Here is a 24719-nt window from a genome sequence, read left to right as displayed (position 1 = left end):
CGCAAAGTCAGCGGTTACTGCCTTTTAAGTTATGAAAGAAAATGGCGTGTATGCCTGTCATCCCTCAACTAATTACCCGTAAGCAATCCTAACGCAAAATAAACCAACACACCCACCAAAACCAAGAAAATGGCCGACAACAAAACACTTATGTAGACATTCCAACCCCTTCTGGTAAGGACAATCGCTACCAAATCAGCCCATCCAAACAATGAAATATCCAAAATAATTGATGCAACATGTTGGAGAGAATCAACAAAATACAGACCGAGAGAAAGTAAAGTAACAAAGCCAAGTAGAAGTGGCAATCTTGCCAAAGTTTTACCACCAAATTGGTTTGTGATGTTATCGGTGAACTTTTGCGTGATTTTCAAGTTATTATCTCCTTTGCAAATTATACCAACCAGAAGAATGTTCAATTTGTATATCTAATATGTAATCAGAAAATTTGAAACGTTATTTGTGCTTATTAATAACTACCAGCACATAAATGATTATGATCAACAATCCAAATAGCTCCAACCATCTGTGCTCAATAAAATATGATCCAAGTAGCCACAGCCCCATCACAATAACAAAGATATTTACTAATGTTTTCTTGTTCACCAACTTCAACTCCTAATATGTCAACTTGTTTCGTTTAGTGCCAGTCACCACCAATCGTCGTATTTTACAGACAAATGTCGGTATCCAACAAAGTCGGCCCCCCTTTCGGCAATATAGTCCGAAAAGCGGCTGGCTCCTTTGTGTATAAACAATTTTATCAGGTTCAAAGTAATCAGTAAACTCAGGTAAAAAACCAAGTGATTTTAAAACTAACCATCATCAGCAGCCGTTGCCGCCATCTTTTGCTTAAATATACGAGAAATGATTAAGTATCCCATCGTGGTCAGCAAAAGGCCAAGGATTGCTGTAATTGTCCAGGCAACCCCAATAGAATAAACGTCCGACAACCAACCATTGATGCCAAGTACAAGCAACGTTGCTGCGGCATTCAAAGTGTTGTTAAGTGAAATTAGCGTTGTTCTTTTGGATCCACTAATTTGTTGGTGTAATATTGTATATCTCACAACTTCGTCAGAGGATGTAAATAATACATGAATCAAGAACAACATAATTGCTAATATTTTGAGCCCAACAGTTGCGGCAAATATAATTGTTCCGGCATTGACAATAGTCAACCACGTTAACAGAACAATCTGTCTTTTAATTTTTAAAAGATAGCCCGCAATATACGCACCAAATATCCCCAACAGGTTAACACCCACTAATATCCATCCAGTTTGGACAGTTTTAAGGCCTTGCTGAAAGAATAACTGCCATTGATTATATGGGCCGGTGGAAATTAACGTTATTGGCAAAAAGGCGAGACTATAGCAGAAAAAGGTTTTATTGTTTCTGACGATATCCTTGATTGATTTTAGATTAGGTAGTTTAGCTTTAAAGGCATGCCTAAAGTTTTGAGATTTTAGTTGAGCTGGATGTTCGAATTTTCTTTCTCCCCAAGCAAACGGGATTGGGCATAGAAGTAAAATTGCCCCAGCTAATATTGGGTATCCTAAATTAATATTTGCAAGAAATTGCGCCCCAACAAATCCGGTAAGCAAGGATACTGCCGTCGAAAGTGATGTTGTTAGTGAAAACGCATGATCAATTTGGTAATTTGGATTAATAACCTTCGCTTTGTCAACAAACCATGAGTCAAGTGTGCCTGAATACAAAGAATCTCCCAATGCCGTCAAAATTCCACTTATGCAAAGAAACCAGCCATTTCCAGTATCAAAGAAAAGAAAGAACAATCCAATACTTCTGGTTACGCAGCTCGAAATGAACACATTGATTCTGCCAAATTTATCTGCCTTCAAATGTCAAATTAAGTTAGAAATTTTAGCTGCTCATCAGTGATTTGATTTACGAATGCCTCAAGTGGTGTTTGATAATTGAGACTTTTTCTGGGAATATGGTTCCGTCGACTAGCAACAGCCTGGACAAATTCATCTGATAGCTGGTCCATGATGAGATCATGGTGCAACCCATCCTTACGAAGTAAGTTGTTGGTGTTTTCATTCAACCCACGTTGATTGGGTGCTCCTACAGCGGCAAAGTAAATATTTAAATCAAACTGGTTAGCAATCGTTCGCCAACCGGCGAACTCCTTACCATTATCAAACGTGATGGACTTAAACAAGTGGCGTGGCAGCTTCGTCAACCAGGCTGCTAAACTACGATTGACGTTTTGTGATGACTTGGTATGTGAATTCAAAACAATTGCGACCTTGGTCTGCCGTTCAACCAGTGTGGTTACGGCACCCTGATGGTTTTTGCCTTGAACCGTGTCGCCTTCTAAATGACCGAATTCTCGTTTAAAATTAGGATAGTCCTGATAACGGGTTTTTAAATCTCTGCCCAATTGCCCAGCTTTTCCTCGTCGTTCAACGTACCCATTAGGGTGACGCTGACCATGCATGGGTAAATCTTTGGCGAACAAGCCAAAAGCATCATGTTTGAAAATGCGATATAGGGTTCGTACGCCGCAGCTAAAAGAACGTTCGTGGCGATTAATAATTGTATCTGGTTGCCACCCCGCTTGAATTTTGGCTTGGATATAAACCAGTTCATCAGGGGCTAGTTGAATGGGCTTACGCCCACAATGTTGTTTGTGCCGTCGATAATGTTGTTGGTAATCAATAAGCGTACCGCCAGCGTCAAGAAAACGATAGATGCGATAAACGGTTTCAGCACTCCGGTGGAGTGCTGGTGCTACTCGGTAAGCCTTTTTATTGAGCTTCCAAAAGGAATAAATTGTAGTGAGTTCGTCTATGGTAAGATGAGTATAGGTCATTTGTGATCAGCCTTTCTTTTGATTTCAACACTCAAAAGTCTATCACAAATGGCTTTTTAAATTTCTAACTTAATTTTACAAACAGGGTGCCAAAATTCCAGATGGTAACTCAGCAAAAAAAGTCACAACCCCAAAAATAGCCAAAAAAATATTAATATCCGCATATGTATAGTGAATGTGTTTCATAAATAAGTAGATTGTGCCACCCCAAACTCCTAATGCCGCATTGTATAACGATGTGAGCAAGATGAATTTAATTAGGAGTTTCATTATCTTTTCTTTCATCCCTTACCTCCTTCCTTGAAGCTCCATAATTACAGCTTCATCATCTAATCCTTTAGCTTTTAGTTCCATCGGAGTTATTCACTAACTCGTTTACGTTTTTGGAACCAACATTGAGAATATTTTACCAAAATCTGCCATCTATAACCATCCCAGTCGAACATTATTGTCCAAGAAAGGAAAACCTCCCAAAGTTAAAGTACTCGCTTTAACTTTGGGAGGTTATTTTAATTTCTAGTATTATTTGTAAATCTCATCAATCTATTTTTCTTCCGCCTGAATCTTCTTCCCAAAATCAGTCTCATCAAAATGATTAATCACATTCTGCAGATCAGCTTTGGTCAAACTGGCACCAAACAATTCACTGCCAGGCTCAGTCATAATGCCATCAGCGATATCATAGTGAACCACGGTGTCAAAGCCCATGGTATCCACAAATTTAGCCACTTGATCAACGGCTGCTTTGTCATCACCAGTCACAAATAGTGCCTTACGATTCTCGGCACCGGCCGGCTTGGCCTCTTCTTGAAGGTTATGGTAGCCCATGTGGTTAAAAGTTTTGACCACTGTGCTCTTATTGAAATACTTTTGAACCTGCTCACTAGAGGTTGACGATGGATCCAAGACTTCTTCTCGAATGCCGTCAGTTTCCCACCAGTAGTTCATGGCGTCGATAACCAATTTGCCTTTAAGCAGCTTCGACTTGATGTTCTTGTATCGACTCAGTGGAATTGCCAAAATAATCAAATCACTCTTGGCGACCACGCCTTGGTTAGTAGCTGGAGTTGCACCCGGCACCAGAGTCTCAATGGTCATGGCAATCTTTTCAACCGATCCCGATCCGGAAATCCGGACGTGATAACCGGCCTTTAATGCCAACTGGGCTAACACAATGCCTACTTTTCCGGCACCCAGAATGCCGACATTTTTAATTTCTGTCATGATTAGTCCTCCTCGGACAAGATTTCTTTAACACGAGGAATCACTTTGGTTCCGTATAATTCGATCATGCGTTCACGTTGAGCGGCAGTTTGGTTTCCTGCACCATACACAAGGTCAAAGCGGCCCAAGTTCATCAAATTGATAGTCCGAGCCATTCTTTGAGCAACGTGTTCCGGATTACCAACGTAGAAGGAACCCACCTTAGTTTCACCATCGAACTGCTCACGGCTCATCGGTGCCCAGCCTCGAGTTAACCCGATGCGGTCAAAATTGGCCTTGATGTTCTTCCAAGCAACTTCAACAGCTTCGTCCTCATCATCGGCGATAAAACCATGGGAGTGAACGGCAACGGGTTGAACCGGCATATTATATTTTTCGGCTGCTTTTTTGTATAAGTTCAAGTACGGTACGAAGCGGTCAGCCTGCCCACCGATGATTGCCAAGATGACCTTGTAGCCATATCTGGCAGTTCGGATAATCGATTCTGGTGATCCGCCAATTCCGATATAAGTTTCGATGCCGTTATAATCCGTCTTTGGATAAACATCTTGATCTTTAAGGGATTGGGTAAATTTACCATGCCAAGTGATCGGCTTTTCTTTGATCAGTTGACTGTACATCTCTAATTTTTCATTGAATAAATCATCATAGTCGGTTAAATCATAGCCAAACAACGGGAAGGATTCCGTGAACGAGCCACGACCAAGCATCACTTGTGCACGGCCTTCGGATAACCCCTCAAGAGTGGCAAACCGTTCGTATACCCGAACCGGATCATCGGAACTCAACACAGTAACAGCTGTGGCCAGCTTGATGTGTTCAGTCACCGATGCGATCGAGCCCAGAACAATTTCCGGACTTGAAACACTGTAATCAGGACGGTGATGTTCGCCGACACCGAAGACATCAACGCCCAACTTGTCGGCTAATTGGCCTTCTTTAACGATTTGGCGAATTGATTGGCCGGCGGTTAAAAGCTCACCGTCTTCAGCGGAAACAATATCACCAAACGTTTCCAGTCCAAATTGTAATTTATCTACGTCAACCATGCTCATGCTTTTTCCTCCTGTCGCTTACCTTTTGTAAGTATGATAACAGACTATAGTAATTGACGGTAAAAAGCAACTAAAATGGCTGATGATTTTGCTTCAAGAGGCTCGATCATCTCCCGTTGCAAATTTGCAGCACTGCCGGTATACTTGCATCTGGAGGTGGAAATATGAAAACCCCAAATTTTGGCATTAAAAATATTAAGCCCATTTCTGAGCTGCGTTCATATAATAAACTTTTAGAGGAAGTAACGCCCGACAATCCTGTCATTCTAACTAAAAATGGCTATGGTAAGTATGCAATTGTTGATATTGATGAATTCGAAAAGTTTGAACAAGAACAAGTAGCTAATGAGTTAATCCAGATTGTTGACCACGCACGCAAGGGCTCCTTGCATTCACTAAAAGATGTTGAAAAGGAAATCATGGACCGATGACGTATTCTTTAAATCTTTATGATGATGCCCTAAATGATCTAAAATCAATAACGACGTATCTGGATAATCAATTTGACAGATCTGTCAGTGACAAAATATTATCAAACATTTTTAATCAACTTGATAATTTGAAAAAAATTTCGAAGGCTGGTAAACCAATAGAAAGGATCATAGGAGAAATTAGTTTAGCTGGGGTTTACTGTCTTAGGACTCCCAGAAACTCAATTTTATATGAAATTGACGATAAAAAATCATCAATTAATATCCTCCGCATTTTGGATAACCGCCAAGATGTTACTGTTCGATTGACTAAATATCTGGTTGATTATAAATCGAAAAAATGATGCATTTACAAAAATCTCCCAGCAACTGCTGAGAGATTTTTGTGTGACTCTTAACTTACATGATTGATTGCGTTTAACCTGAATATACTTGTTTTCCGACGGCCTTTTGCCAATTTTCAGATTTGACCAGAAAAGTTACCCGATCGCTTCTTTAATCGCGTCCTGCAGCTCCCGAGCAGCCATTTTATCAATTTACATAAATTGCATTTATGAGATCAGGATTCTTCCCCAACAACTGAATCAGTCGGCGTGCAGATCCGTTTGGCTTACTTTTACCAATCTCCCATCCCTGAACTGTCCGGACTGAAACTCCCAGGAAAGCAGCCAGTGACTGTTGGGTAAGATTTTCTCTTTTCCTGAGCTCTTTAATATCACTCGGCCGAGTCCTCGGAACTTCCAAGGAAACTTTCTGAACTTCAACGTCAGAATCATCCCCATGATCAAATTTATTAAGCGCTTCAATACTTTCAAGTAGTTCTTTATCAACCATTACTTCCCCTCCTCATCTTTTTAATGTATTTATGGATCAGGTTCCGATCCTCATCAGATAAATTTGCTTCATCTTTTTTTGCATGGCGAATTGTCAAACTAAGTGCAACGGTTTGTCAAAAAATACTTCATATGGGGTTTCATAGTTTAACACTTTGCGAGGACGTTGATTTAACTGCTTTTGGCAGTGTTCAACGTCCTGTTCTGTATAATTATCAATATCTGTTCGCTTGGGAAAATATTCCCGGATTAATCCATTTGTATTCTCATTTGTTCCACGCTGTTCAGGCGAATATGGATCGGGCCAATAGACAGTAACACCTAACCTTTCGCTGATTTCATCAAGATGAAGAAATTCGGTCCCATGATCTGGTGTAATAGAATGAACAAATTCTTTAGGAATGGCCCCTAACAGTTCAACTAAGCCTTTATTTATCTCCTGCGAGTCCTTTTGCACAACCTTTTTGATAAGCGTAAGCCGACTAAGCCGATCGACAACCGTTAAAAGGATGGAGTGACCCGTTCGACCAATCACAGTATCAATTTCCCAGTCACCTATACGTTGACGCTGGTTGATAAAACCAGGGCGCTCATGGATCGAGATATAGTCGGTCTGTACTTCTCGATGTCGTCTAGTATTCTTTGAATGCCGAGTCCGATGTTTATGTCTGAGATGGCGCTGAATACCGGTATCACCACGTGAGGAGTACTTCTCACCTAAATTGTGTTGATAGATATGACGGTAAATTGTGTTGTAGCTAACACACCATTGATGTTCCTTATTAAAGCGAGCGGTAATCTGCTCTGGTGACCAGTGCAGATCTAAGATGTAATGAACAATTTGACGACGTAATTGTGGATGGCTGTCTAATAGTCGCTTCTTGTGACAATTCTGCCGCTTTTGATGATAGTCATTATCTGCTTTGCTTGGGGAATAATTACCTGCACAACGTTTTAACTCCCGTGAAATAGTGCTTGGATTTCGCCCCAGCCGTAACGCAACAGCCCGGATAGATAACCCCTTAGCTCGTAAAAACATAAGTATTTCACGTTCTTTTATAGTAAGATGTTTATAGCTCATACCGGATACCTCGAATTGTTTGATTTGGTCGTTAAACAGATTCTACCCGGTATGGGTTTATTTTTTTACTTTGTGTTGCATTTCAATTGTAAATTCGCCATATATTTTTAGGAAACGAATTTCATTTTCCACCATCACAAAATAAATGATTCGATAACTCCCACTTTTTTCTTGATCACTATGCTCGCTATCAAATCTCATTTTGATAGCACCACCAGTTCCCAAAATTATGTCTCCGGGAAACTTGAACGGTCTTTGATCCTCCACCGCATACCGCACATACTCAGAAATCAATCGCTTCAAATTCTCTTTGTCATCATAACCCAGCCCCAGCTTTCGCCACTTACGATCAAAAGGCTTAGGGAAGATAAATAACAGTTCCTTATAGATTTGGTTCACCTACTATCTGTAATAGTATACGTATCCTACGTACTTATCAAGTATTACATATCCTAATTACACATTTTTTATTATAAACGGTGTTCAGCTGACTTCTCACCTGCGCGCCATTCTGCATATTAAGTACGTAAGATTATAGGCATTTCCTACAAACGAACGGAATAATGAGTTGGCATGTAAAAGTTCCTTTCTTTTACGAGACGATTGATTTATTATACCTTCTCTTAAAAGTTGGCTCAGAAACTGGCTTACATCCACTTGTTGAGTTGATAAATTGTGCTTGAAGCCACAAGCTGAATCACTACATTATTAATAGTACAGTCCGACCGTAAACCCTACTAAAAAGGCTAATCCAATCAGTAGAATAACTGGGAGTATATGAATCATAAACTGGAACAAGGTTTTTAAGATATGATCTTACCTCGCATTCTTAAGTATTAATGTAATTCCGTCTATTCTATGTATCAAGCTATGATTTAGCACATTTGTTAATATTCATTGAACTCCGGCTGAATTAGGCATAACACTTCAAACAGGAAAGCATTCTTGAAATCCGCGATATTCCATTACTAAGCAATGACACACGGAGAGACCCATCAATCAATAATAAAACAATTGATTGATGGGCTTCTTAGCATGAATGGACATTTTTCCTTAAATATTAAAATAACAACTATATTTTGTTCCCGTTATGTTTTCTTTGATCCCTGTATACAAATATTGTTTGGACCACAAACATGATAAACAGTACAATGGCAACAAAGTACCAATTCAATCGGACATCTGTACTGCCTGATAGTGTCACAAAGAAGTAAATTAGGAATCCACTGCTTACCCATGATAGAAATATGCCAAAGCTCTTTATGATTACTTGCATGACTGTTTCTCCTTCCCGTTAACCCTTCATCAAAGTCACAGAATCACTAAGTTTAACTAGCCTGATTTTCCAACACTCACAGCTAATCTAATGTGAACGTTACATATCTACTGAATATTGATAAAGATTATAATTGGTCATGTTTCTTAAGGATCAGACTGCTCGATGCTGGAACACAAAATACCCTGCTGTCAGTAATAAAACAATGTAAACGAGATTTCCTGAAAATAACTGAGTCAATGTCAACCGGGTTAGATGAATTTCACTGGGAGAAAGGATTTGATCCGGATATTGTAGCATATTCAAAGGATCCCACTTTAACCATGGCCATTTAATAACTAGCAGAGCACTCATCCCAGACATTATATTAGTGACAAAAGAACTGATAATTCCAACAGAAATCGCAGCAGCAGAGTTCTTAAACAAATTACTGAGAAGTATCACAATGCTTAAGATCAACCATACAGTTAACAGGTTGGCAAGATCAACCACAATTGTACTCGTCAACACCGTATACCCATGACCTAAGTTTGCACCTAAGTCTACTTTGGGAAACAGGATAAACTTAATTAACAATGAACTGATATTGATCCAGACAAGCCATGCAACTGAATAAACCAGAAGGGTGATCCATTTGCTAATTAAGATTTTGCCACGAGGATATTCTCGATATAGTAAATTTTTAATCGTTCCATATTGGAATTCCATCGTGATAATCGAACTACTTGCAGCAATTAGATAGAAAACTAACAATGTTGTCGCATAGTATCCAGTTGTATAGGTTTCTTGTGGATTGAACACATCTGGATGAATCTTAGCCATTACTGCAAATCCAATCTGAATTACCATCATAACAATTAATGAAATCCATGTACTGTGCTTCTTAAATAACTTAAAAAGCTCTTGTCGAATTAAAATCATCATGACCCTACACCTTCTCTTCTGCCAATACTGTTAACAACGAATGTTCTAAGTTACCTTCATTATGTTGAAGATCGATGATTTCGATATCGTTTTCTGAAAGTAAACTTAGTAGTTTAGCAACTTCATCTGATTTGCTTTCAATAATTGTCAATGGTTGACTGGCAGTGACTTGATATCCTGCATTCACAACAAGACTATTTGCTGCACGGTCGTCACTGGTCTTCAAAATAATAAAGTGACTATCTCTGTTCAACATTTCTTCCATACTTGTATGCTGGATGATTCTGCCTTTCTTTATCACGATTAAATCATCAGCCAGTTTCTCCAACTCACTCAGAATATGTGATGAAATCAAGAAAGTTGTTCCATTCTCAGCCATCTGCTTAATTAAAACTCTCAAGTCTTTAACTGATTGCGGGTCCAAGCCATTCATTGGTTCATCCAAAATGACTAGGTTCGGCTCATTAACAAGCGCCAATGCGATACCAAGCTTTTGTTTCATCCCCAATGAATAGTGGCCAGCTCGTTTCTTAATGTAAGAACTCATATGAAGCTCAGACACAACCTTTTCAACGTTAGCTTTTGATGTAGCAAACAGTTTCAAGTTATCCCAGCCCGTGAGAAATGGATATAGACCAGGATATTCAATTAATGCACCAACTTGCTTCAATGGTCTATGATCTTGAAAAGAAGTATTAGTTCCGGCAACAGTGATCGTTCCTGATTGATAATCCAACAATCCCAGAATGTCCTTCATAATCGTCGACTTCCCTGCACCGTTTGGGCCGACCAATCCAACAATTGTTCCACTTTTAATATCAAAAGAAATGTCATTAAGAACATGTCGAGATCCAAACGACTGGTTGAGATTATTTACAGATAAAATTTTCATTGCTTTGGCCTTCTTTAGTTGCTTCTACGATAGACGACAAACAGGTAAATGTCTGCAGCTAACATCCCAATTCCATATTTAAGAGCCTCAAACTGTTTCAGCAAGTATTCGGTTGGAAATATACTTTCACACGCAATGACTACTACAAAACACAACATAGTTGCCCGAAGATAAATCCGATCAGTTCGCTCATCGCTCTTACCAATCTTTTTGTAAAGATACCACCAGGCCCCCAGGGCAAATAAAACCTCAATCATAATCAAGGATAAAAATAAGTTATAGTGGTTGTAACTCGAATCCGTCCAAGTTTTCAGTGGATAAAATAACCAGGCCGGAATGTCAGACAGTGAATGAATTTTCATTGCTCTTCGTCTCCTTTGTGATAATTAAAAATATCAGTAATTGATGCTCCAAAATAATCGGCTAATCGGAATGCCAGAATTAGTGATGGAGAGTAATTTCCTTTTTCCATAACCAATATCGTTTGTTTTGACACGCCAACCGCATCCGCCAGCTCTGACTGGGACAGATGACGTAAAACACGATACTCATATACCTTGTTATCTATCCGATCGTTGCTATCCTTCATTCGACTCATTAACTTACCCCCAACCTTCAAAAACACCGGTTTCTTTTTGAATTGTCTATATAGTATACCCATCTTTTCCTAAAGTAAAGTATACTTTTATTTTTGTTATGTTTTATTTGATAACGTTCGAATAAACTTTACTTTTTAAAGTAAAAAAGTGCTAATCATCAAAAAGATAATTAACACTCAACTCATTTAAATGAGTCACTCAAATACGCTTTTTCTTAAACGCATAGTACCCAATAGCAATAAACAATCCAGCCCAAATCAGATTTCCAATAATCAGCTCACCGTCACTTAATAATGACGTATGAATTGTACCTGGCGTCAGGAACTGAAATGCAACATTAAACATATTTCCCGGGTTCCATTTAATGATTGAAGAACCATTGCCTACCATGTGAATTAGTAAATTCGAAATAGGCGTTCCCATAAAAATAAATAGTAAACCAACTACTGCGGCAATTGAGCTTGTGCGGCTTAAACTGGCAATTAAGAACACAATTGTGATGATCAGCAAACAAGAAAATAAATTACTAAATAAAAATGTCATCAGGTTTTGCATCACCGTTTGATTGTTATCATATATCGCCCCAAACGGGTGAGTTGATCCATATGAAATATATTTAACAACGATGGTGAAAATAAACATGAAGCCATGTAGGACAACACAATACGCGCTCACAACTATCATCTTGGTAAAATAAATCAAGAAACGATTATTGTGCTGGGCAATCATGTGTTTAATTGTGCCATGCTCAAATTCCATGGTAACGATGTTGGCGCTGGCAATAATCAGTAAAACATCCGCCCACTCTCCGCCAGCGAAAGATTGAGTAATGTAATAATTTAAGTCTCCGGTATTTTTACTTGAGATTCCAACAAAGAGCATCAAGCCAAACAAAACCAACGGTGAAAACAAAATGCCCTTTTGATGAACTAACTTAAAAAATTCCTGCTTCAATAAATCAATCATTGTGAACAGCCTCCCTTGAACCCTTAATATAACTTAGAGTAGCTGTCTCAAGATCCATCCCCTGATGGGAAATATCCAGCAATTCAATATGGTTTTCAATTAAAAGGGTCAGGAAATCATTTAACTGACGTGCAGAATTATCAATCTGAATAGAACTTCCATTATCAGCAACAACAAAGCCATGTTGAAGCAACAGATTTTTGGCAGCCTTATTGTCATTGGTTGTGAGAATATAAGACCTTTGACCGAGACCCCGTAGCTCTGGCATTGTGGTTTGAAAAAACATTTTGCCATTATTAATTAGAATGATATCATCGGAAATCTTTTCGAGCTCGCTTAAAATATGACTAGAGACAATAAAAGTGATTCCTCGCTGAGCTTCAGACGTAATTATCTTTCTAAGATCCAAAGTTGCCATCAAGTCCAGCCCATTCATTGGTTCATCTAAAATCACGAGATCTGGTTTGTTGATTAATGCTAACGCAATCCCAAGCTTTTGCTTCACACCAAAAGAATATCTTGTAACTTTTGAGTTGATATACTTTCCCATACCCATTAAGTTCACGACGTCAGCTACGTCAGCCTTTGTTGCTGAATATAGCTTAAAATGCTGCATACCGGTTAAAAATGGGTAAATCGATGGGCTTTCAATCAACGCACCGGTTCTGGAACTCATTCGGTTAACGTTCTTGCTCGTAATCTTCTGCCCTTCAAAATAAAGGGCGCCTTGTTCATATGGATAAATGCCTAGGATACATTTCATAATGGTAGACTTTCCAGATCCATTAGGACCGACCAAGCCAACGACATGTCCTTTGGGGATATGAAAAGAAAGGTTATCCAAAACCTTATGTTTGCCAAATTGTTTCGTTAAATTCTTAAACACCAAAATATCAGACATCACAATCTCTCCTAATAATGCAGAATGTGATCAATATTTGGCTAGAAGGAACTCACTTCAACTCAAACTTGTGGCGAAAAATTAAGAACAAATTAAGCAATCCCAGGTATCCGGAAAATCCAATACCATATTGTAAACCGAACCCCATATTAAATACATATACATATGCGCTAACAATTGCCACAATCACAAATATTATATAGGCTCCAAGGAACAAACCAGATCTTAAAGAATGAATTCGTCTTATTCCTTTTCTGCTTGCTAAAATTCTTAACCCAAGTATCCAGAAGATCAGGATATCGGCCAGAAGAAATCCAGCACGAGTCGAATACTGAGTTACCCGTTCAGCTATAATGATTGCAAGCATCACTACTAATGAATTACGGGTAAACCGTATAATCCCAGAATTTTGGCTTTGATCAACCTTATCAGCATCCGACACTAATTGATCCAGTGAAATATGATAAATTTTGGCCATTTGACGGAGAATATCAATATCAGGACGATTACGACCGGTTTCCCAACCAGAAATCGTTTTGCGTGAAACATTCAGTTTGTCTGCAAGTTGTTGCTGAGTGAGTGATGAATTCTTTCTTCTTGCTTTGAGTTGTTGAGCAAAGTGATCATCAACCATATCGATCCTCCTCAATGTAATTCCGTCTATTATATGTATCAAGCTATGCTTTAGAGCATGTGGTAATATGGATGCCTTCGATTTAGAGCATCCCTGTCAAATCAGTGCTTATGCGTCTAATTATTGATGATAAGTGTTTGTTTTTCGGCCATTATTTGGTTTGCGGAAACCGAAAACCTATCTTGAATCCGTTGCTAAATAACATTATATCACTGGCAAGAAAGCAACAAATTACTTGGAAAAATTAAAAAGCGATTGCTCTGACACATCTGCTCATGCAATTAAGTAAAATAATAGAGTCACCCTCCACTGTGTAAAGTAAGGATGACTCCATCATGTTATTTATAATCTTCTGCCAGCTTTGCGAAGTCCGTTGTTCCTAATCCACTTGCTTGATTGTAGACTGTTCCTGGCTGACCAGTATAATACAAGTTTGAATTATCAGTTGTCGCATTTAATGGGTGGAACGGTGAATCAGATTTCTGGGCTAGCTGATAGATTTGAGCATTCCAGAATCCCATTCGTGCACGACCAGGCTGGCTATTAATAACAGCTGTCATTGCGGCGTATTGAGGCGCAACAATACTGGTTCCACCACTTGGGGGCCACTGAATGCCATCTTTTTTGTAATATACCTTGTACCCTGTTTCGGGGTCGGCATCTGCAGAAACATCAGGATAATTTCTTCCTGAATCGGTTCCATGAACAAGTGGCGCGCCCAAAACAAATTGATTCAGACTTGAGACATAATTTCTGGCATTGAAGGTATTCACGCCAGGTACCCCTTGTTGGTAAGTTGGGGTACTCGTAAGTTTATTAAATCCGCCACCACTGCCTCTCAACAGCCCATCGATTCTATCTGGGACTTGAGCAAGTCTATCCGGATTGCCTACAAGTGGCCATATATAATCTGTCCCCCAACTTCTTTCGCTAGAAATTGTGACTTTCCCAAGTGATTTTTCATTTCCCTTAGTCGGAAGATTTCCATCAAAGGGTAATGTAGTGCCACCCGTCGATGTTATCCACGGATTTGCATCAAATGGTAAATTTCCATTTATAGAACGATCCATCAACAAATGATTACCTGCAATGCCCTTAACGTCGAAGTTTAGAGCACCTGTGTCGCCCGAAGCGACAAAACTTGAAACACCTTGGATTGCGGATTGAGCAAGCACAAAATTTAAAACATCCAAATATTTTGAGCTTAAAACCTTGTGCCTAACTAACAAATTCAAGTATGAACTCCCAAAAAGTCCCCAACTGGTTGATAAACTGCTTGCCTTGTTTTCGTTTAATGCAGTAGCGTAAGCGTTAATCATATTCATAACTGTTGGATATGGGCTTCGAACCCAGTAAATTCTCACATTTGCTTGTGGGGCGACAGAGCCTGCATATTCAACATCCATCGTTGTTTCGCCTTCATCGAGACTGACCAGATTACCCTTGTACATATCACCAGGAATCACCTTGGTCGTGAGTCGATGCATGTCAGTGCTTGCATTTTCATGTTTCCAAAAATGATAGGCATTACTTTTCTTGATATTTCCAAACGCAATAATGCCAATGGTTTGTCCTTTACCTGTCATACCTTGATCATATAAGGGCTGAACATCATATTGATTCACAAATCGGTTGGTGAAGCCGGAAAAAGAATAATCGTTACCTTTCTTTACGAGAGGCATGTTACTGTTAGGCATTACATAATTTCGATTATGATCAGTCATCCCCAACACAGTCCACACCGTGTTTGCAAGCTTTGAAGGAATGTTTGGCTTTTTACTACCAAACTGTAGTGGATTGCTGTGGTAAGTAGCAGTATTCATGTTTACGTGGAAGGTCTTATCAATGTATTTTACCTTTCCAGTCACAGTTAATTGGATTCCGTTGTCATACACCAAAGTTCGTAAGTGATTTTTCTTTAAGTATGACTTCCAACTATTAGTCACAGTTGATGGTTGACCATATTTTGACTGAATATCTGATGGTGTTAAATAATTTTTGAACTGCAAATTATCCGGAGTATTTACATCCATAGCCTGTTGAAAGAATTCTTGAAGATTATTTGGCTTCAAAAAAATATCGAAACTGGTTGTTGTGTTAGCTTTTACAGGTGTAGGCCGATAAACCCCGGAGGAACCTAGTTCACTATATGCTTGTCCAATGGGATTGGATGCAGCGAAAACTGTCTGCGCCACAAAAATACTTGCCAAGCCCAAAACAGACATAATCGTGACTTTTACCCAACTCTTCATAACGTCCACTTCCCCTATTAGTGTGACATGCTATTACAGTAATTTCACACTAATAGTACCACGAAACGGCAATCAAACTACTTATATGAACTCGGTTTGTAACCTAATAGAATTTACCCGATCGCTTCCTCAACCGCATCCCGCAGTTTCCGAGTAGCCGCAGCCGGATCCTGTGCCTTCATAATCGCCGAAACTACAGCCACCCCGTCAACATGTGCGCCATCGATGGCATCCACGTTATCAGCTTTAAGTCCGCCGATTGCGTACACCGTGATGCCAACTGCTCGCCTAATTTTATCCAATGTTTCGACTGAAGTATGGACAGTCTTAACGTGCGTGGTAGTTGGGAAAATGGCGCCGGTTCCCAGATAATCAGCACCCATTTCTTCAGCCGTTTTTGCCTGTTTCAAAGTCTTGGCGGTCGCTCCGATAATTTTCTTTGGCCCAAGAATTCTACGGGCAACGTCAACTGGTAAGTCGCTTTGGCCAAGATGAACGCCAGCCGCATCGACTGCTTGAGCAATATCCAATCGGTCATCAATAATCAGCGGAATCTTGTATTTATCAGTGATTACCTTCACTTTTTGTGCCAGCTCAAAGATTTCCCGACTGGTGCCTTCTTTTTGGCGCAATTGAACCAAGCCGACACCATTCTGGCATCCCTGTTCAATGGCATTAAAAAACTGTTCATCGGTTAATCCAGTGTGATCCGTTACGAGATAAAGTGGTCGATTTGTTAGTTTCACAATCATTTCCTCCAATATTTTTACTTTTGCCATCAGTGTAATTGAAGGCTGGCAAAAAGTATAGAGATTATTATCGCTTGACTTTCATAATGTATGCGGTTATAAATAAAGCATGAGCTTGGAAATTAATCAAGCCTAACTGAATACTTCGTCTGGGGTGCCTGAAAAGGCTGAGATAATACCCATCGAACCTGATGTAGTTTGTACTGCCGAAGGAAGAGCGAATTTAAAAGTGCGTAATAAGCGATGACTTTTAAACCTTCTTTTTGCGGAAAAAAAGGCTTTTCTTTTCTGCAAATTGAATTTAAACGTTAAACCATTTTTAAAAAAAGGCCTCTTTCTTCGGAATATGAAGAAGGAGGTCTTTTTATGGTAACGGTCAATGGTCAACAGGAGTCCGGCGCTGTCGGACAAACCATTACTGACTTTTTGAATAAGCGTGATGCGCCAATCGACAATATCGTTGTCGAACGCAACGGCGATATTATCCATCGTGCCGATTTTGATCACGTCAAAATATCAGAAAATGACAAACTGGAACTAATATTGTTCGTTGGTGGCGGCTAAAAGGAGATCGTAAAACATGCAGGAACCAGTTGTACAAGGAATGAGCTATGAACAAGTTTATCAAGGTATGAAAGAACGCAACGTTAAGGATTCAACCGACAAGTTGACAAAAGCTCATGTCACCATTGCCGGTGCCGGCGGTTTGGGTTCAAACATTGCGATCGCTTTAACTCGAATTGGTGTCGGTCATCTGACTTTAATTGATTTTGATTCAATTGAATTAAGTAATTTAAACCGGCAGCAATTTAAGTTGAGTCAGGTTGGCATGCCAAAGGTCGTGGCGTTAAAGCAAAACCTCCAGGAATTTAATCCCTTTATTGAGATTAAAACCAAGCAGGTTGAAGTGACTCACGACAATGTTAAGGAATTGTTTGCGGACGCCGATATTATCACTGAAGCATTTGATAACCCGGCCGCCAAGGCAATGCTGCTGGATGCCGCTTCCGAGTTCTACCCTGACAAGCCAATTGTCATGGGTACCGGAATGGCCGGCATCCACAGTTCCAACACCATTACAACCAAGCATCCCCGCCCCAACCTCTACATTGCAGGTGACGGCACATCCAAGGGTGCCGAAGGTTTAATGGCACCACGAGTTATGATCGCAGCAGGTCACGAAGCAAATATGGTTACCCGATTAATTTTAGGTGAAAAAGAAATCTAAGGAGAATTCTTATGGCAAATGAAAAAGATGAATTGGTAATTGGTAGTCACACCTTTACTTCACGTTTTATTTTAGGTTCTGGAAAATATTCTTACGATTTAATCGATTCAGCAATTAATAACGCCAAGGCTCAAATTATCACGATGGCTTTGCGTCGAAGCAACACTGGCAAAGAAAACATTTTAAATTACATTCCTGAAGGAATTACCATTTTACCTAACACTTCAGGATCAACCAACGCTGAAGAAGCCATTCGGACAGCCCATATTGCCCGTGAATTGAGTGGTAGTGACTTCATCAAACTTGAAGTTGTGCCAGACAAAAAGTATTTGATGCCCAATAACTACGAAACTTTAAAAGCAACTGAAGTGTTGGCAAAAGAAGGCTTCATTGTGATGCCTTACATGCTGCCGGACTTAAACGTTGCTCGTCAATTGGTTGACGCTGGTGCCGCAACCGTGATGCCTTTGGGTGCCCCAATCGGAACCAACAAAGGATTGTCCACCAAAGACTTAATTCAAATTTTGATTGATGAAATTAACGTCCCAATCATCGTCGATGCCGGAATTGGCCGTCCAAGTCAAGCTGCCGAAGCAATGGAAATGGGTGCTGCCGCTGTCATGGCCAACACCTCAATGGCAACTGCCGGCAACATTCCGTTAATGGCCGAAGCCTTCAAGCTGGCTGTTGAAGCTGGCCGAAAAGCTTACTTGGCTAAGCCGGGACGGGTTATCGAACACGGCGCTGTTGCGTCATCTCCACTTACCGGTGTCAGCGCGGTGAAATAGGGGCGGTCATATGACAACAACCCAACTTAATCAGTTAACTCACCGACTCGAGACCATTAATGGTTTATCCAAAGGTGAGATCGGTCAAAATCGGTTAGTCTATTCACCAACCTGGGTCAGTGCGCAGCAACAGGTTATCAAGTGGGGCCTTGACCTCGGACTTCAAGTCAGCGTTGACGATTTTGGAACCACCTATATGGATATTCCTGGAACTGTTCACCCCGATCAAGTCATTGCAGTCGGTTCACACATTGATACCGTGGCCCAAGGTGGTCGCTTTGATGGTCTGTATGGTGTTCTTGGCGGTCTCCAAGCAATTGAAGATTTGTTAGAAACTGCTGGCCGGCCGAAGAAAACAATCCGTTTGATTTCGTTTTCCGAAGAAGAAGGCAGTCGCTTTCCGGATACATTTACCGGATCCAAGCACTACACCAATCAGAAAGTGAATTTGGCAATGACTGACCCTGATGGAATTTCTTTCGAGAATGCCAGAAAAGACGCTGTTGGCAAATTGAATTTACCTGGTGTCACACATGCCAAGCCCGGTTTGCCATCAACCTTTACCGAACTACACATTGAACAAGGCCCAAGACTCATTGACCGGCAATTACAAATCGGCCTGGTCACCGCGATTGTTGGCCAGCGGCGATTTACCGTGACCGTCAAAGGAATCGCCAATCACGCTGGGACGACGCCAATGGACGAAAGAGCGGATGCGTTGGAAATGGCTGTCACTTTAATCAGTGAGCTCCGTAGCCGCGCCCATGAGCTTAACAAGAACCTCACGTTTACGGTGGGTGAAATGCACGTTTCGCCGAACACATCCAACGTCATCCCTGGGTTCGTCACCTTCTCGATTGATACCCGTTACAGCAGCGAAAATGTTTTAGACAAATTTGAACACATTATCAACCAGGTTGTTGAACAAAATCAGACAACTAACATCACCAGTACCGTTAATCGATGGGCCAAAAGTGATGTCACCCATTTGGACGATCAATTGTTGTCAGCTAACCAAAAGATTGCCGATCGGTTAGGCTTTAGCTCAACCCAATTGGCATCAGGTGCCGGCCACGATAGTCAAATCATGGCGAAAGTGACCCGCACGACGATGATCTTTGTCCCAAGCATTAACGGTATCAGTCATGCCCCTGAAGAAAACACAAGTAAAGAAGATCTCCTCCGTGGGGTTGAACTATTGACGGAGAGTCTCCGCCAACAAGCATATTAACGTTTGGGGGAAATAACTTGAAACGGATTAGTATTACTGCACAAATCGGAATTGGAATGATTGTCGGCGCCGGTCTTGGATTGGCATTTGGGCCAAAGATCGCCGGCATTCAATTACTGGGAAATATTTTTCTCCGCTTAATTCAAATGGCAGTCGTCCTGCTAATATTTGGCGCCGTTATCGAAGCCCTGGGTAGTTTGAAATCCGCTCAACTGGGAAGATTGGGTGGCAAAACCGCACTGTGGTTTCTGGTCACGACACTGATTGCGGCAGTCCTCGGGCTGGCAATTGGCTATGCGGTCAATCCCGGAAATGGCATCAAGCTGGCATCCGTCAGCACCTCGGGAACAGTTGCCAAAGCATCGACTAACTTTAGTCAGACTGTTTTGGACTTCTTCCCAACAAATATTTTTGACGCGTTGGCAAAGGGCAATGTCATCCAAGTGATTATTTTTGCGATATTATTTGGAATTGTCCTGAACCGCGCCAATCGTGACGGTAAGTTCAATCAGGTGCTAAGTTTCGTCAAACAAATGAATCAGCTAACTGTCAAGCTGGTCATGTTGGTCATGAAGCTGGCACCAATCGGAATTGCCGCACTAATGGCTTGGGTAACCGCAACCAGCGGGATTAAAGTCATCCTGCCCCTGCTCAAATTCTTAACGGCATTTGGCCTGGGTAGCGTCACTTTCTTGATTGTCCTGTTTGGCTTTATCAGCTGGTACGCCAAAGTACCGCTGCGAGGATTAGTCCGCGGCTTCTCAAGGATTATCCTAGTTGCGTTTACCACCACTTCTTCAGCGATTTCACTTCCAATTGAAATGGAGGATGCCGAAGATCGGTTAGGGGTTGAAAAATCAATTAGTCAACTGGTCCTACCACTGGGAATGGCATTGAACAGTAACGGCTTGGCGATGTATCTGTCCCTATCGTGCTTAACGTTGACTCAAATGTATGGAATGTCTGTTTCACCAATATCGATGGTCAAAATTGTTCTGTTATCAATCATCGCCTGCTTGGGAACGGTTGTCGTTCCCGGTGGTGGCCTGGTTGCATTGACCATTGTTGTCCCAACCTTGGGACTGCCGTTGCAAAGTATTGCAATCTTGGCAGGAATCGATTGGTTCTCGGGAATGTTTAGAACGGTCCTCAATGTGGTTGGAGATACGACAACCGCTATTGCAGTCGCTTCTGATGAAAAATCCTTAAATAGAGAACTGTATAAAATTTCTGCCGACAAAATGGCACCAAAGCACAACTTGTGAGATCACTTCTTCGATTTACAGCACCATAGATTTAACGTGGGAAGCCGCAACACTTTTCTACCACAAATAAAGGACCCATCGGCCAAATCGAATTGGTCTGTGGATCCTTATTTTGTATCTAATCACACCGTCAAATGATTAACGTTGACAATGCCATTAACCTACCGGATAATATCTCCGTGAAGGGGGAAATTTAATAATGCAAAAACGATTTGTAAAATTCTTGTCCCTTGCCTTATTGGCAATCGGAATCGGTATGAGTACCCAACAGGTTACCTCTCATGCCTGGACGTCCACTAACAAGTACACTTGGAATTCTGGAAAGGATCAAGCAGCAATTTATTATACCAACACCAAAAGAAATGCGTACATCTGGAATTCTCGTTTTAGTAAAAAGCTCCATAACTTAAAAAATTATCAGCACACAACCTGGTATGTGACCCGTTCATTTGTCCGGAAAAATAAAGTCTACTATTCAATTAGTAATTATGGTAGCAAAGTTAAAGGCTACATCTGGCACGGTTACGTAACCCCAGCTGTCGTCAAAGACATCAACAGTTTTGATAATGATGCTCAATATCTCAATTATTTAAAATCCGATAAATCTCAAAAGCTCACGCGAGCATTACTTAAGTTAATTCCAAACGTAAATGTGAGCCTCAACTTGTCTCAGCAGGCTGCTATGAATAAAATCACTGATTATCAAAATGTGATTAATTTGGGAATGATCAGTGGAACGGTAACTGAAGGCATGTTAACCCACAAAACGATCGTTCATGACTTCTTGATGCACCCTAATTCTAGTGTTACTGGAAGGGCAAAAACCGTTGGCAAAATGCTTGCGGCAAAAGGATACACCCGTGATAAGCTGGCTTCATTAATGAGCCAAGGTTATCAGGTCGGCATTTATGTAAATGACGGTGCCGCAAATTCAGTTGGTAAATCAGGATATCCAAGTACCATCAGTTTTACTACACCCATTCAAAATAATATGGCTTTTGTGCTTGCCAAAGCAAAATGATGTTGCTAATAAGCCCCGTCTGACAAATGAATGAATCATTCATTTGCTGGATGGAGCTTATTTTATGTTGACATTTTATTTTTAATGGCCAGCTGCAAGCCTTCCTAACCGATTTGCGGATAACGCTAAACCCAACATAAAAAATAGAGGAATCATCAACGAGCCAATTAGGTTCGTTAATGATTCCTCTAATTTATGCTCCGGACAAAACGGGTCTCAGCGCATGTTATTCATGGTGGCTAATGCCACCCAATCGTTCAATCGTTTCCTGCTTGAGGTAGTAAGGGGTAATTCCATCGTCAATGGCTTTGGTTAATAACCCCTGAGCTTTCTTTTGCGCCAGAATTGTAGGTACTTTTAGCGACATAACCGACTTGTTAATCACCATTTGATGGACATCAACATCGGTCTTGTATTCAAGTTTCTTTGGATTCTTTTGATTGTTTGAATGCTCGGTCTTTTCTTTAGCCATGAAAATCCCTCCCCACTACTTTATTTAACTCAATCATAGCAAATTCACAATTGAAAGTATATTCAAAAGACTAGTCTCTCTTTGGAACTTTTTCGAATTTTTCTTGATACCATTTATCCCAGGATCCGTCCTTAAGACTACCATCATCATAATAATCAAGGTTGATTACGGAAATAACGTGTTTAATATCTGTGCCGCGTTGTTCAAGTAATGCATCTACCATCTGTTCTGGAGTAAAGGATTTGTTCTCGAAAATGTAGTGATTGATGTCAGCCAAGTACCAATCAATCTTGTATTCAGCCAAAATCTCAAGGTCGTTTTTCTTAAACCAACGAAGATAAAATTCAATAAAATCCTCAACCGCCTTTTTAGTTGCTGCGTCGTTCAACTTATCGAAAGTTACTACATCTGCCACAGTGACACCTCCTCTTATACTCTTGTAATTCCATTATGCCACAAATCCTGTATCACCGTCGAATTAAGTAGTAAAATTAAACTGAATCCAAAAATAATCAAAGGATGCGGATAAAATGTCAGACAGAAAAGTTTATACAGATTACTTTTTTGATGAACCTGCTTTCAATACTCACGATGGTGGATTTGTCCCATTAGAGGAACCCAAGACTCCTCAACAAGCATTAAAAATTCCAGAGTTGTTGAAGCCGGATAAGGAAACCGATACCGATATGTATTACACGGTCATCGCTCAAACCGGTGAGGCTCAGTTATTACCTGGTAAAAAGACCAAGACTTGGGGATACAATACCGATCTTCTTGGAAAAACCATTTTGTTCAAAAAGGGCAAAATGATTCACATCACTCTCAAAAATGAACTGCCGGAATTAACCACTTTCCATTGGCACGGATTAAACGTACCAGGACCTGTTACTGATGGTGGCTGTCACGCCCCGGTTTATCCTGGCAAGAGTGCTCAAATTGAATTCAAATGTGATCAGCCGGCTGCAACACTTTGGCTGCACGCTCATCCATGCCCATCAACTGCCCAACACGTTTGGAAAGGATTGGCTACTGCGGTTGTCGTTAAAGACGACGTTGAAAGCAAACTCCCATTCCCAAGAAACTATGGCGTTGACGATATTCCAGTGATTTTACAGGATCGTCGCTTCCACAAGGACAACCAATGGGATTACATGGCTGATTATGACCCTGATGGCGTTCAGGGACCAACTGCAATGATCAACGGTACCATTAATCCATACTTTGATGTAACGACACAGCGGCTAAGAATGCGTCTTCTAGACGGTGCTAACCGCCGTGAATGGCGCCTGCATTTCAGTGATGATTTGAAATTTACTCAAATTGCCTCTGATGGTGGAATCCTTCCTGAACCAGTCGACTTCACCCACTTAATGTTGACCTGTGCAGAACGGGCTGAAATTATCGTTGACTTTGGTAAATACAAGCCAGGCGATGAAGTCACCATGTACTGTGATGATGTACCAATCATGCGATTCAGAATTCATGAATTTGCACCTGACAACACCAAATTACCTGATCACTTAGTTGATATTCCAGATCCAGATGTTACCCCGGGAGCTCCAGTTCACAAGGTTGTCATGTCTGGTATGGATGAAGAAGTTATGATCAACAATAAGAAATTTGATATGCAACGAATTGATGACAAGCAAAAGCTCGGTAACGTTGAATATTGGGACATTAGCAATACCAACGACATGAGCAACGGAATGGTTCACCCTTACCATATGCATGGAACTCAATTCAGAGTTGTTTCCAGAAATGGTCATGCACCCTATCCTAACGAAAATGGTTTGAAGGATACCGTTGGTGTCAACCCTGGTGAAACCGTCCGTTTGAAGGTCTGGTTCGATCATTTGGGTGTTTACATGAACCACTGCCACATTATTGAACACGAAGATGGCGGTATGATGGCTCAGTTTGAAGTTTACGATCCAGATCATCCAAAGCAATACAAACTCATGGATATGAAGACTTTGATGAATGCTTTCGCTAAAGAACGTGGCGTTAAAGTTGAAGATCTGAATATTCCTGGAATGGATATGTGAGCTTAAAAGT

Annotated in this window: 29 protein-coding genes and 1 riboswitch; of the genes, 9 read left to right on the top strand and 20 right to left on the bottom strand. The window is 40.6% G+C overall.

Annotated features, from left to right (window positions below):
* Positions 1-68: 68 nt before the first annotated feature.
* From DNL43_RS06400 to DNL43_RS06375, 6 genes are all read right to left on the bottom strand, one after another.
* Entirely contained in the window at positions 69-374 is a 306-nt protein-coding gene (locus DNL43_RS06400) for a hypothetical protein (RefSeq protein ID WP_054769167.1), read from the bottom strand.
* A 441-nt stretch (positions 375-815) separates the two neighbouring features.
* Positions 816-1865, bottom strand: coding sequence for an MFS transporter (locus DNL43_RS06395; RefSeq protein WP_225439223.1), 1050 nt, complete (start codon positions 1863-1865; stop codon positions 816-818).
* 8 nt (positions 1866-1873) lie between these two features.
* Positions 1874-2842 carry an IS30 family transposase gene (locus DNL43_RS06390; RefSeq protein ID WP_054769923.1) on the bottom strand — a complete coding sequence of 323 codons (969 nt, stop codon included), beginning with the start codon at positions 2840-2842 and terminating at the stop codon, positions 1874-1876.
* Between the two features lie 75 nt (positions 2843-2917).
* Positions 2918-3127 (bottom strand): hypothetical protein, encoded by a 210-nt coding sequence (locus tag DNL43_RS06385; protein WP_109249162.1) that lies wholly within the window; start codon positions 3125-3127, stop codon positions 2918-2920.
* A 258-nt stretch (positions 3128-3385) separates the two neighbouring features.
* Entirely contained in the window at positions 3386-4066 is a 681-nt protein-coding gene (locus tag DNL43_RS06380) for an NADPH-dependent F420 reductase (RefSeq protein WP_054769169.1), read from the bottom strand.
* Between the two features lie 2 nt (positions 4067-4068).
* Positions 4069-5115, bottom strand: a complete 1047-nt coding sequence (locus DNL43_RS06375; protein WP_056981322.1) for an LLM class flavin-dependent oxidoreductase — start codon at positions 5113-5115, stop codon at positions 4069-4071.
* 170 nt (positions 5116-5285) lie between these two features.
* On the opposite strand from DNL43_RS06375, the gene DNL43_RS06370 reads away from it, so the two are divergent.
* Together DNL43_RS06370 and DNL43_RS06365 are read left to right on the top strand one after the other, a co-directional pair.
* Entirely contained in the window at positions 5286-5552 is a 267-nt protein-coding gene (locus tag DNL43_RS06370) for a type II toxin-antitoxin system prevent-host-death family antitoxin (RefSeq protein ID WP_054769170.1), read from the top strand.
* Positions 5549-5896, top strand: coding sequence for a type II toxin-antitoxin system RelE/ParE family toxin (locus DNL43_RS06365; RefSeq protein ID WP_056981272.1), 348 nt, complete (start codon positions 5549-5551; stop codon positions 5894-5896). Before DNL43_RS06370 ends, DNL43_RS06365 begins: the two co-directional genes overlap by 4 nt.
* 187 nt (positions 5897-6083) lie before the next feature.
* On the opposite strand, the gene DNL43_RS06360 is transcribed toward DNL43_RS06365, so the two are convergent.
* The 12 genes from DNL43_RS06360 to thiE form a co-directional block, all read right to left on the bottom strand.
* On the bottom strand, positions 6084-6386 hold the full coding sequence (locus tag DNL43_RS06360; protein ID WP_054769171.1) for a helix-turn-helix domain-containing protein: 303 nt from the start codon (positions 6384-6386) through the stop codon (positions 6084-6086).
* 93 nt (positions 6387-6479) lie between these two features.
* Positions 6480-7466, bottom strand: a complete 987-nt coding sequence (locus DNL43_RS06355) for an IS30 family transposase (protein ID WP_014562415.1) — start codon at positions 7464-7466, stop codon at positions 6480-6482.
* Positions 7467-7523: 57 nt separating this feature from the next.
* The gene (locus tag DNL43_RS12085; protein WP_056982221.1) at positions 7524-7865 is read right to left on the bottom strand and encodes a hypothetical protein; all 342 of its coding nucleotides are present in this window, start codon (positions 7863-7865) and stop codon (positions 7524-7526) included.
* Between the two features lie 1030 nt (positions 7866-8895).
* Positions 8896-9666: an ABC transporter permease gene (locus DNL43_RS06345; protein WP_054769632.1), complete on the bottom strand. Its 771-nt coding sequence runs from the start codon at positions 9664-9666 to the stop codon at positions 8896-8898.
* Between the two features lie 4 nt (positions 9667-9670).
* Complete coding sequence (locus tag DNL43_RS06340) at positions 9671-10558, bottom strand: ABC transporter ATP-binding protein (RefSeq protein ID WP_054769633.1); 888 nt, start codon at positions 10556-10558, stop codon at positions 9671-9673.
* 14 nt (positions 10559-10572) lie between these two features.
* Positions 10573-10920, bottom strand: coding sequence for a hypothetical protein (locus DNL43_RS06335; RefSeq protein ID WP_054769634.1), 348 nt, complete (start codon positions 10918-10920; stop codon positions 10573-10575).
* Positions 10917-11147, bottom strand: a complete 231-nt coding sequence (locus DNL43_RS06330) for a helix-turn-helix transcriptional regulator (protein WP_020281415.1) — start codon at positions 11145-11147, stop codon at positions 10917-10919. Before DNL43_RS06330 ends, DNL43_RS06335 begins: the two co-directional genes overlap by 4 nt.
* A gap of 208 nt (positions 11148-11355) precedes the next feature.
* Positions 11356-12123 (bottom strand): ABC transporter permease subunit, encoded by a 768-nt coding sequence (locus tag DNL43_RS06325; protein ID WP_056982223.1) that lies wholly within the window; start codon positions 12121-12123, stop codon positions 11356-11358.
* Positions 12116-13024, bottom strand: a complete 909-nt coding sequence (locus DNL43_RS06320) for an ABC transporter ATP-binding protein (RefSeq protein WP_054769637.1) — start codon at positions 13022-13024, stop codon at positions 12116-12118. Before DNL43_RS06320 ends, DNL43_RS06325 begins: the two co-directional genes overlap by 8 nt.
* 52 nt (positions 13025-13076) lie before the next feature.
* Positions 13077-13658 carry a helix-turn-helix domain-containing protein gene (locus DNL43_RS06315; RefSeq protein WP_056982225.1) on the bottom strand — a complete coding sequence of 194 codons (582 nt, stop codon included), beginning with the start codon at positions 13656-13658 and terminating at the stop codon, positions 13077-13079.
* A 338-nt stretch (positions 13659-13996) separates the two neighbouring features.
* On the bottom strand, positions 13997-15910 hold the full coding sequence (locus DNL43_RS06310) for a S53 family peptidase (RefSeq protein WP_056982227.1): 1914 nt from the start codon (positions 15908-15910) through the stop codon (positions 13997-13999).
* A 113-nt stretch (positions 15911-16023) separates the two neighbouring features.
* The gene (gene thiE / locus DNL43_RS06305; protein ID WP_156645033.1) at positions 16024-16656 is read right to left on the bottom strand and encodes a thiamine phosphate synthase; all 633 of its coding nucleotides are present in this window, start codon (positions 16654-16656) and stop codon (positions 16024-16026) included.
* Between the two features lie 143 nt (positions 16657-16799).
* Positions 16800-16892, top strand: a riboswitch (TPP riboswitch).
* Between the two features lie 133 nt (positions 16893-17025).
* Between thiE and thiS the strand changes: the two genes are divergently transcribed.
* The 6 genes from thiS (at position 17026) to DNL43_RS06275 (ending at position 22192) form a co-directional block, all read left to right on the top strand.
* The gene (gene thiS / locus DNL43_RS06300) at positions 17026-17223 is read left to right on the top strand and encodes a sulfur carrier protein ThiS (RefSeq protein WP_156645031.1); all 198 of its coding nucleotides are present in this window, start codon (positions 17026-17028) and stop codon (positions 17221-17223) included.
* Positions 17224-17239: 16 nt separating this feature from the next.
* A complete protein-coding gene (gene thiF, locus DNL43_RS06295) occupies positions 17240-17887 on the top strand; it encodes a sulfur carrier protein ThiS adenylyltransferase ThiF (RefSeq protein WP_054769639.1) in 648 nt (215 codons plus the stop codon).
* Positions 17888-17898: 11 nt separating this feature from the next.
* Positions 17899-18675: a thiazole synthase gene (locus tag DNL43_RS06290; protein ID WP_056982231.1), complete on the top strand. Its 777-nt coding sequence runs from the start codon at positions 17899-17901 to the stop codon at positions 18673-18675.
* A 10-nt stretch (positions 18676-18685) separates the two neighbouring features.
* Entirely contained in the window at positions 18686-19906 is a 1221-nt protein-coding gene (locus tag DNL43_RS06285) for a M20 family metallo-hydrolase (RefSeq protein WP_054769640.1), read from the top strand.
* A gap of 17 nt (positions 19907-19923) precedes the next feature.
* Positions 19924-21171 (top strand): dicarboxylate/amino acid:cation symporter, encoded by a 1248-nt coding sequence (locus DNL43_RS06280; RefSeq protein ID WP_056982235.1) that lies wholly within the window; start codon positions 19924-19926, stop codon positions 21169-21171.
* 199 nt (positions 21172-21370) lie between these two features.
* Positions 21371-22192, top strand: coding sequence for a hypothetical protein (locus DNL43_RS06275; RefSeq protein WP_056982238.1), 822 nt, complete (start codon positions 21371-21373; stop codon positions 22190-22192).
* Between the two features lie 226 nt (positions 22193-22418).
* Here the strand turns inward: DNL43_RS06275 and DNL43_RS06270 are convergent, their stop codons facing one another.
* Both DNL43_RS06270 and DNL43_RS06265 read right to left on the bottom strand, forming a co-directional pair.
* Positions 22419-22664 carry a hypothetical protein gene (locus tag DNL43_RS06270; protein ID WP_054769641.1) on the bottom strand — a complete coding sequence of 82 codons (246 nt, stop codon included), beginning with the start codon at positions 22662-22664 and terminating at the stop codon, positions 22419-22421.
* Between the two features lie 70 nt (positions 22665-22734).
* Positions 22735-23079 carry a hypothetical protein gene (locus tag DNL43_RS06265; protein ID WP_056982247.1) on the bottom strand — a complete coding sequence of 115 codons (345 nt, stop codon included), beginning with the start codon at positions 23077-23079 and terminating at the stop codon, positions 22735-22737.
* Between the two features lie 115 nt (positions 23080-23194).
* Between DNL43_RS06265 and DNL43_RS06260 the strand changes: the two genes are divergently transcribed.
* Positions 23195-24709 carry a multicopper oxidase family protein gene (locus DNL43_RS06260; RefSeq protein ID WP_054769642.1) on the top strand — a complete coding sequence of 505 codons (1515 nt, stop codon included), beginning with the start codon at positions 23195-23197 and terminating at the stop codon, positions 24707-24709.
* Positions 24710-24719 lie beyond the last annotated feature (10 nt).

The sequence above is a fragment of the Lentilactobacillus kefiri genome, from assembly GCF_009739535.1.
Classification (GTDB): domain Bacteria; phylum Bacillota; class Bacilli; order Lactobacillales; family Lactobacillaceae; genus Lentilactobacillus; species Lentilactobacillus kefiri.
Note: the sequence above shows the minus strand (reverse complement) of the source record. Positions and strands in the feature narration are given on the sequence as shown.

Excerpts from the sequence above, each read along its gene's own strand:
- DNL43_RS06360 (WP_054769171.1), bottom strand. The coding sequence starts at position 6,386 with ATGGTTGATAAAGAACTACTTGAAAGTATTGAAGCGCTTAATAAATTT.
- DNL43_RS06325 (WP_056982223.1), bottom strand. The coding sequence starts at position 12,123 with ATGATTGATTTATTGAAGCAGGAATTTTTTAAGTTAGTTCATCAAAAG.
- DNL43_RS06320 (WP_054769637.1), bottom strand. The coding sequence starts at position 13,024 with ATGTCTGATATTTTGGTGTTTAAGAATTTAACGAAACAATTTGGCAAA.
- thiF (WP_054769639.1), top strand. The coding sequence starts at position 17,240 with ATGCAGGAACCAGTTGTACAAGGAATGAGCTATGAACAAGTTTATCAA.
- thiS (WP_156645031.1), top strand. The coding sequence starts at position 17,026 with ATGGTAACGGTCAATGGTCAACAGGAGTCCGGCGCTGTCGGACAAACC.
- DNL43_RS06370 (WP_054769170.1), top strand. The coding sequence starts at position 5,286 with ATGAAAACCCCAAATTTTGGCATTAAAAATATTAAGCCCATTTCTGAG.
- DNL43_RS06335 (WP_054769634.1), bottom strand. The coding sequence starts at position 10,920 with ATGAAAATTCATTCACTGTCTGACATTCCGGCCTGGTTATTTTATCCA.
- DNL43_RS06330 (WP_020281415.1), bottom strand. The coding sequence starts at position 11,147 with ATGAAGGATAGCAACGATCGGATAGATAACAAGGTATATGAGTATCGT.
- DNL43_RS06270 (WP_054769641.1), bottom strand. The coding sequence starts at position 22,664 with ATGGCTAAAGAAAAGACCGAGCATTCAAACAATCAAAAGAATCCAAAG.
- DNL43_RS06385 (WP_109249162.1), bottom strand. The coding sequence starts at position 3,127 with ATGAAAGAAAAGATAATGAAACTCCTAATTAAATTCATCTTGCTCACA.
- DNL43_RS06260 (WP_054769642.1), top strand. The coding sequence starts at position 23,195 with ATGTCAGACAGAAAAGTTTATACAGATTACTTTTTTGATGAACCTGCT.
- DNL43_RS06315 (WP_056982225.1), bottom strand. The coding sequence starts at position 13,658 with ATGGTTGATGATCACTTTGCTCAACAACTCAAAGCAAGAAGAAAGAAT.
- DNL43_RS06275 (WP_056982238.1), top strand. The coding sequence starts at position 21,371 with ATGCAAAAACGATTTGTAAAATTCTTGTCCCTTGCCTTATTGGCAATC.
- DNL43_RS06355 (WP_014562415.1), bottom strand. The coding sequence starts at position 7,466 with ATGAGCTATAAACATCTTACTATAAAAGAACGTGAAATACTTATGTTT.
- DNL43_RS06345 (WP_054769632.1), bottom strand. The coding sequence starts at position 9,666 with ATGATGATTTTAATTCGACAAGAGCTTTTTAAGTTATTTAAGAAGCAC.
- DNL43_RS06290 (WP_056982231.1), top strand. The coding sequence starts at position 17,899 with ATGGCAAATGAAAAAGATGAATTGGTAATTGGTAGTCACACCTTTACT.
- DNL43_RS06310 (WP_056982227.1), bottom strand. The coding sequence starts at position 15,910 with ATGAAGAGTTGGGTAAAAGTCACGATTATGTCTGTTTTGGGCTTGGCA.
- DNL43_RS06390 (WP_054769923.1), bottom strand. The coding sequence starts at position 2,842 with ATGACCTATACTCATCTTACCATAGACGAACTCACTACAATTTATTCC.
- DNL43_RS06380 (WP_054769169.1), bottom strand. The coding sequence starts at position 4,066 with ATGACAGAAATTAAAAATGTCGGCATTCTGGGTGCCGGAAAAGTAGGC.
- DNL43_RS06285 (WP_054769640.1), top strand. The coding sequence starts at position 18,686 with ATGACAACAACCCAACTTAATCAGTTAACTCACCGACTCGAGACCATT.
- DNL43_RS06365 (WP_056981272.1), top strand. The coding sequence starts at position 5,549 with ATGACGTATTCTTTAAATCTTTATGATGATGCCCTAAATGATCTAAAA.
- DNL43_RS06340 (WP_054769633.1), bottom strand. The coding sequence starts at position 10,558 with ATGAAAATTTTATCTGTAAATAATCTCAACCAGTCGTTTGGATCTCGA.
- DNL43_RS06375 (WP_056981322.1), bottom strand. The coding sequence starts at position 5,115 with ATGGTTGACGTAGATAAATTACAATTTGGACTGGAAACGTTTGGTGAT.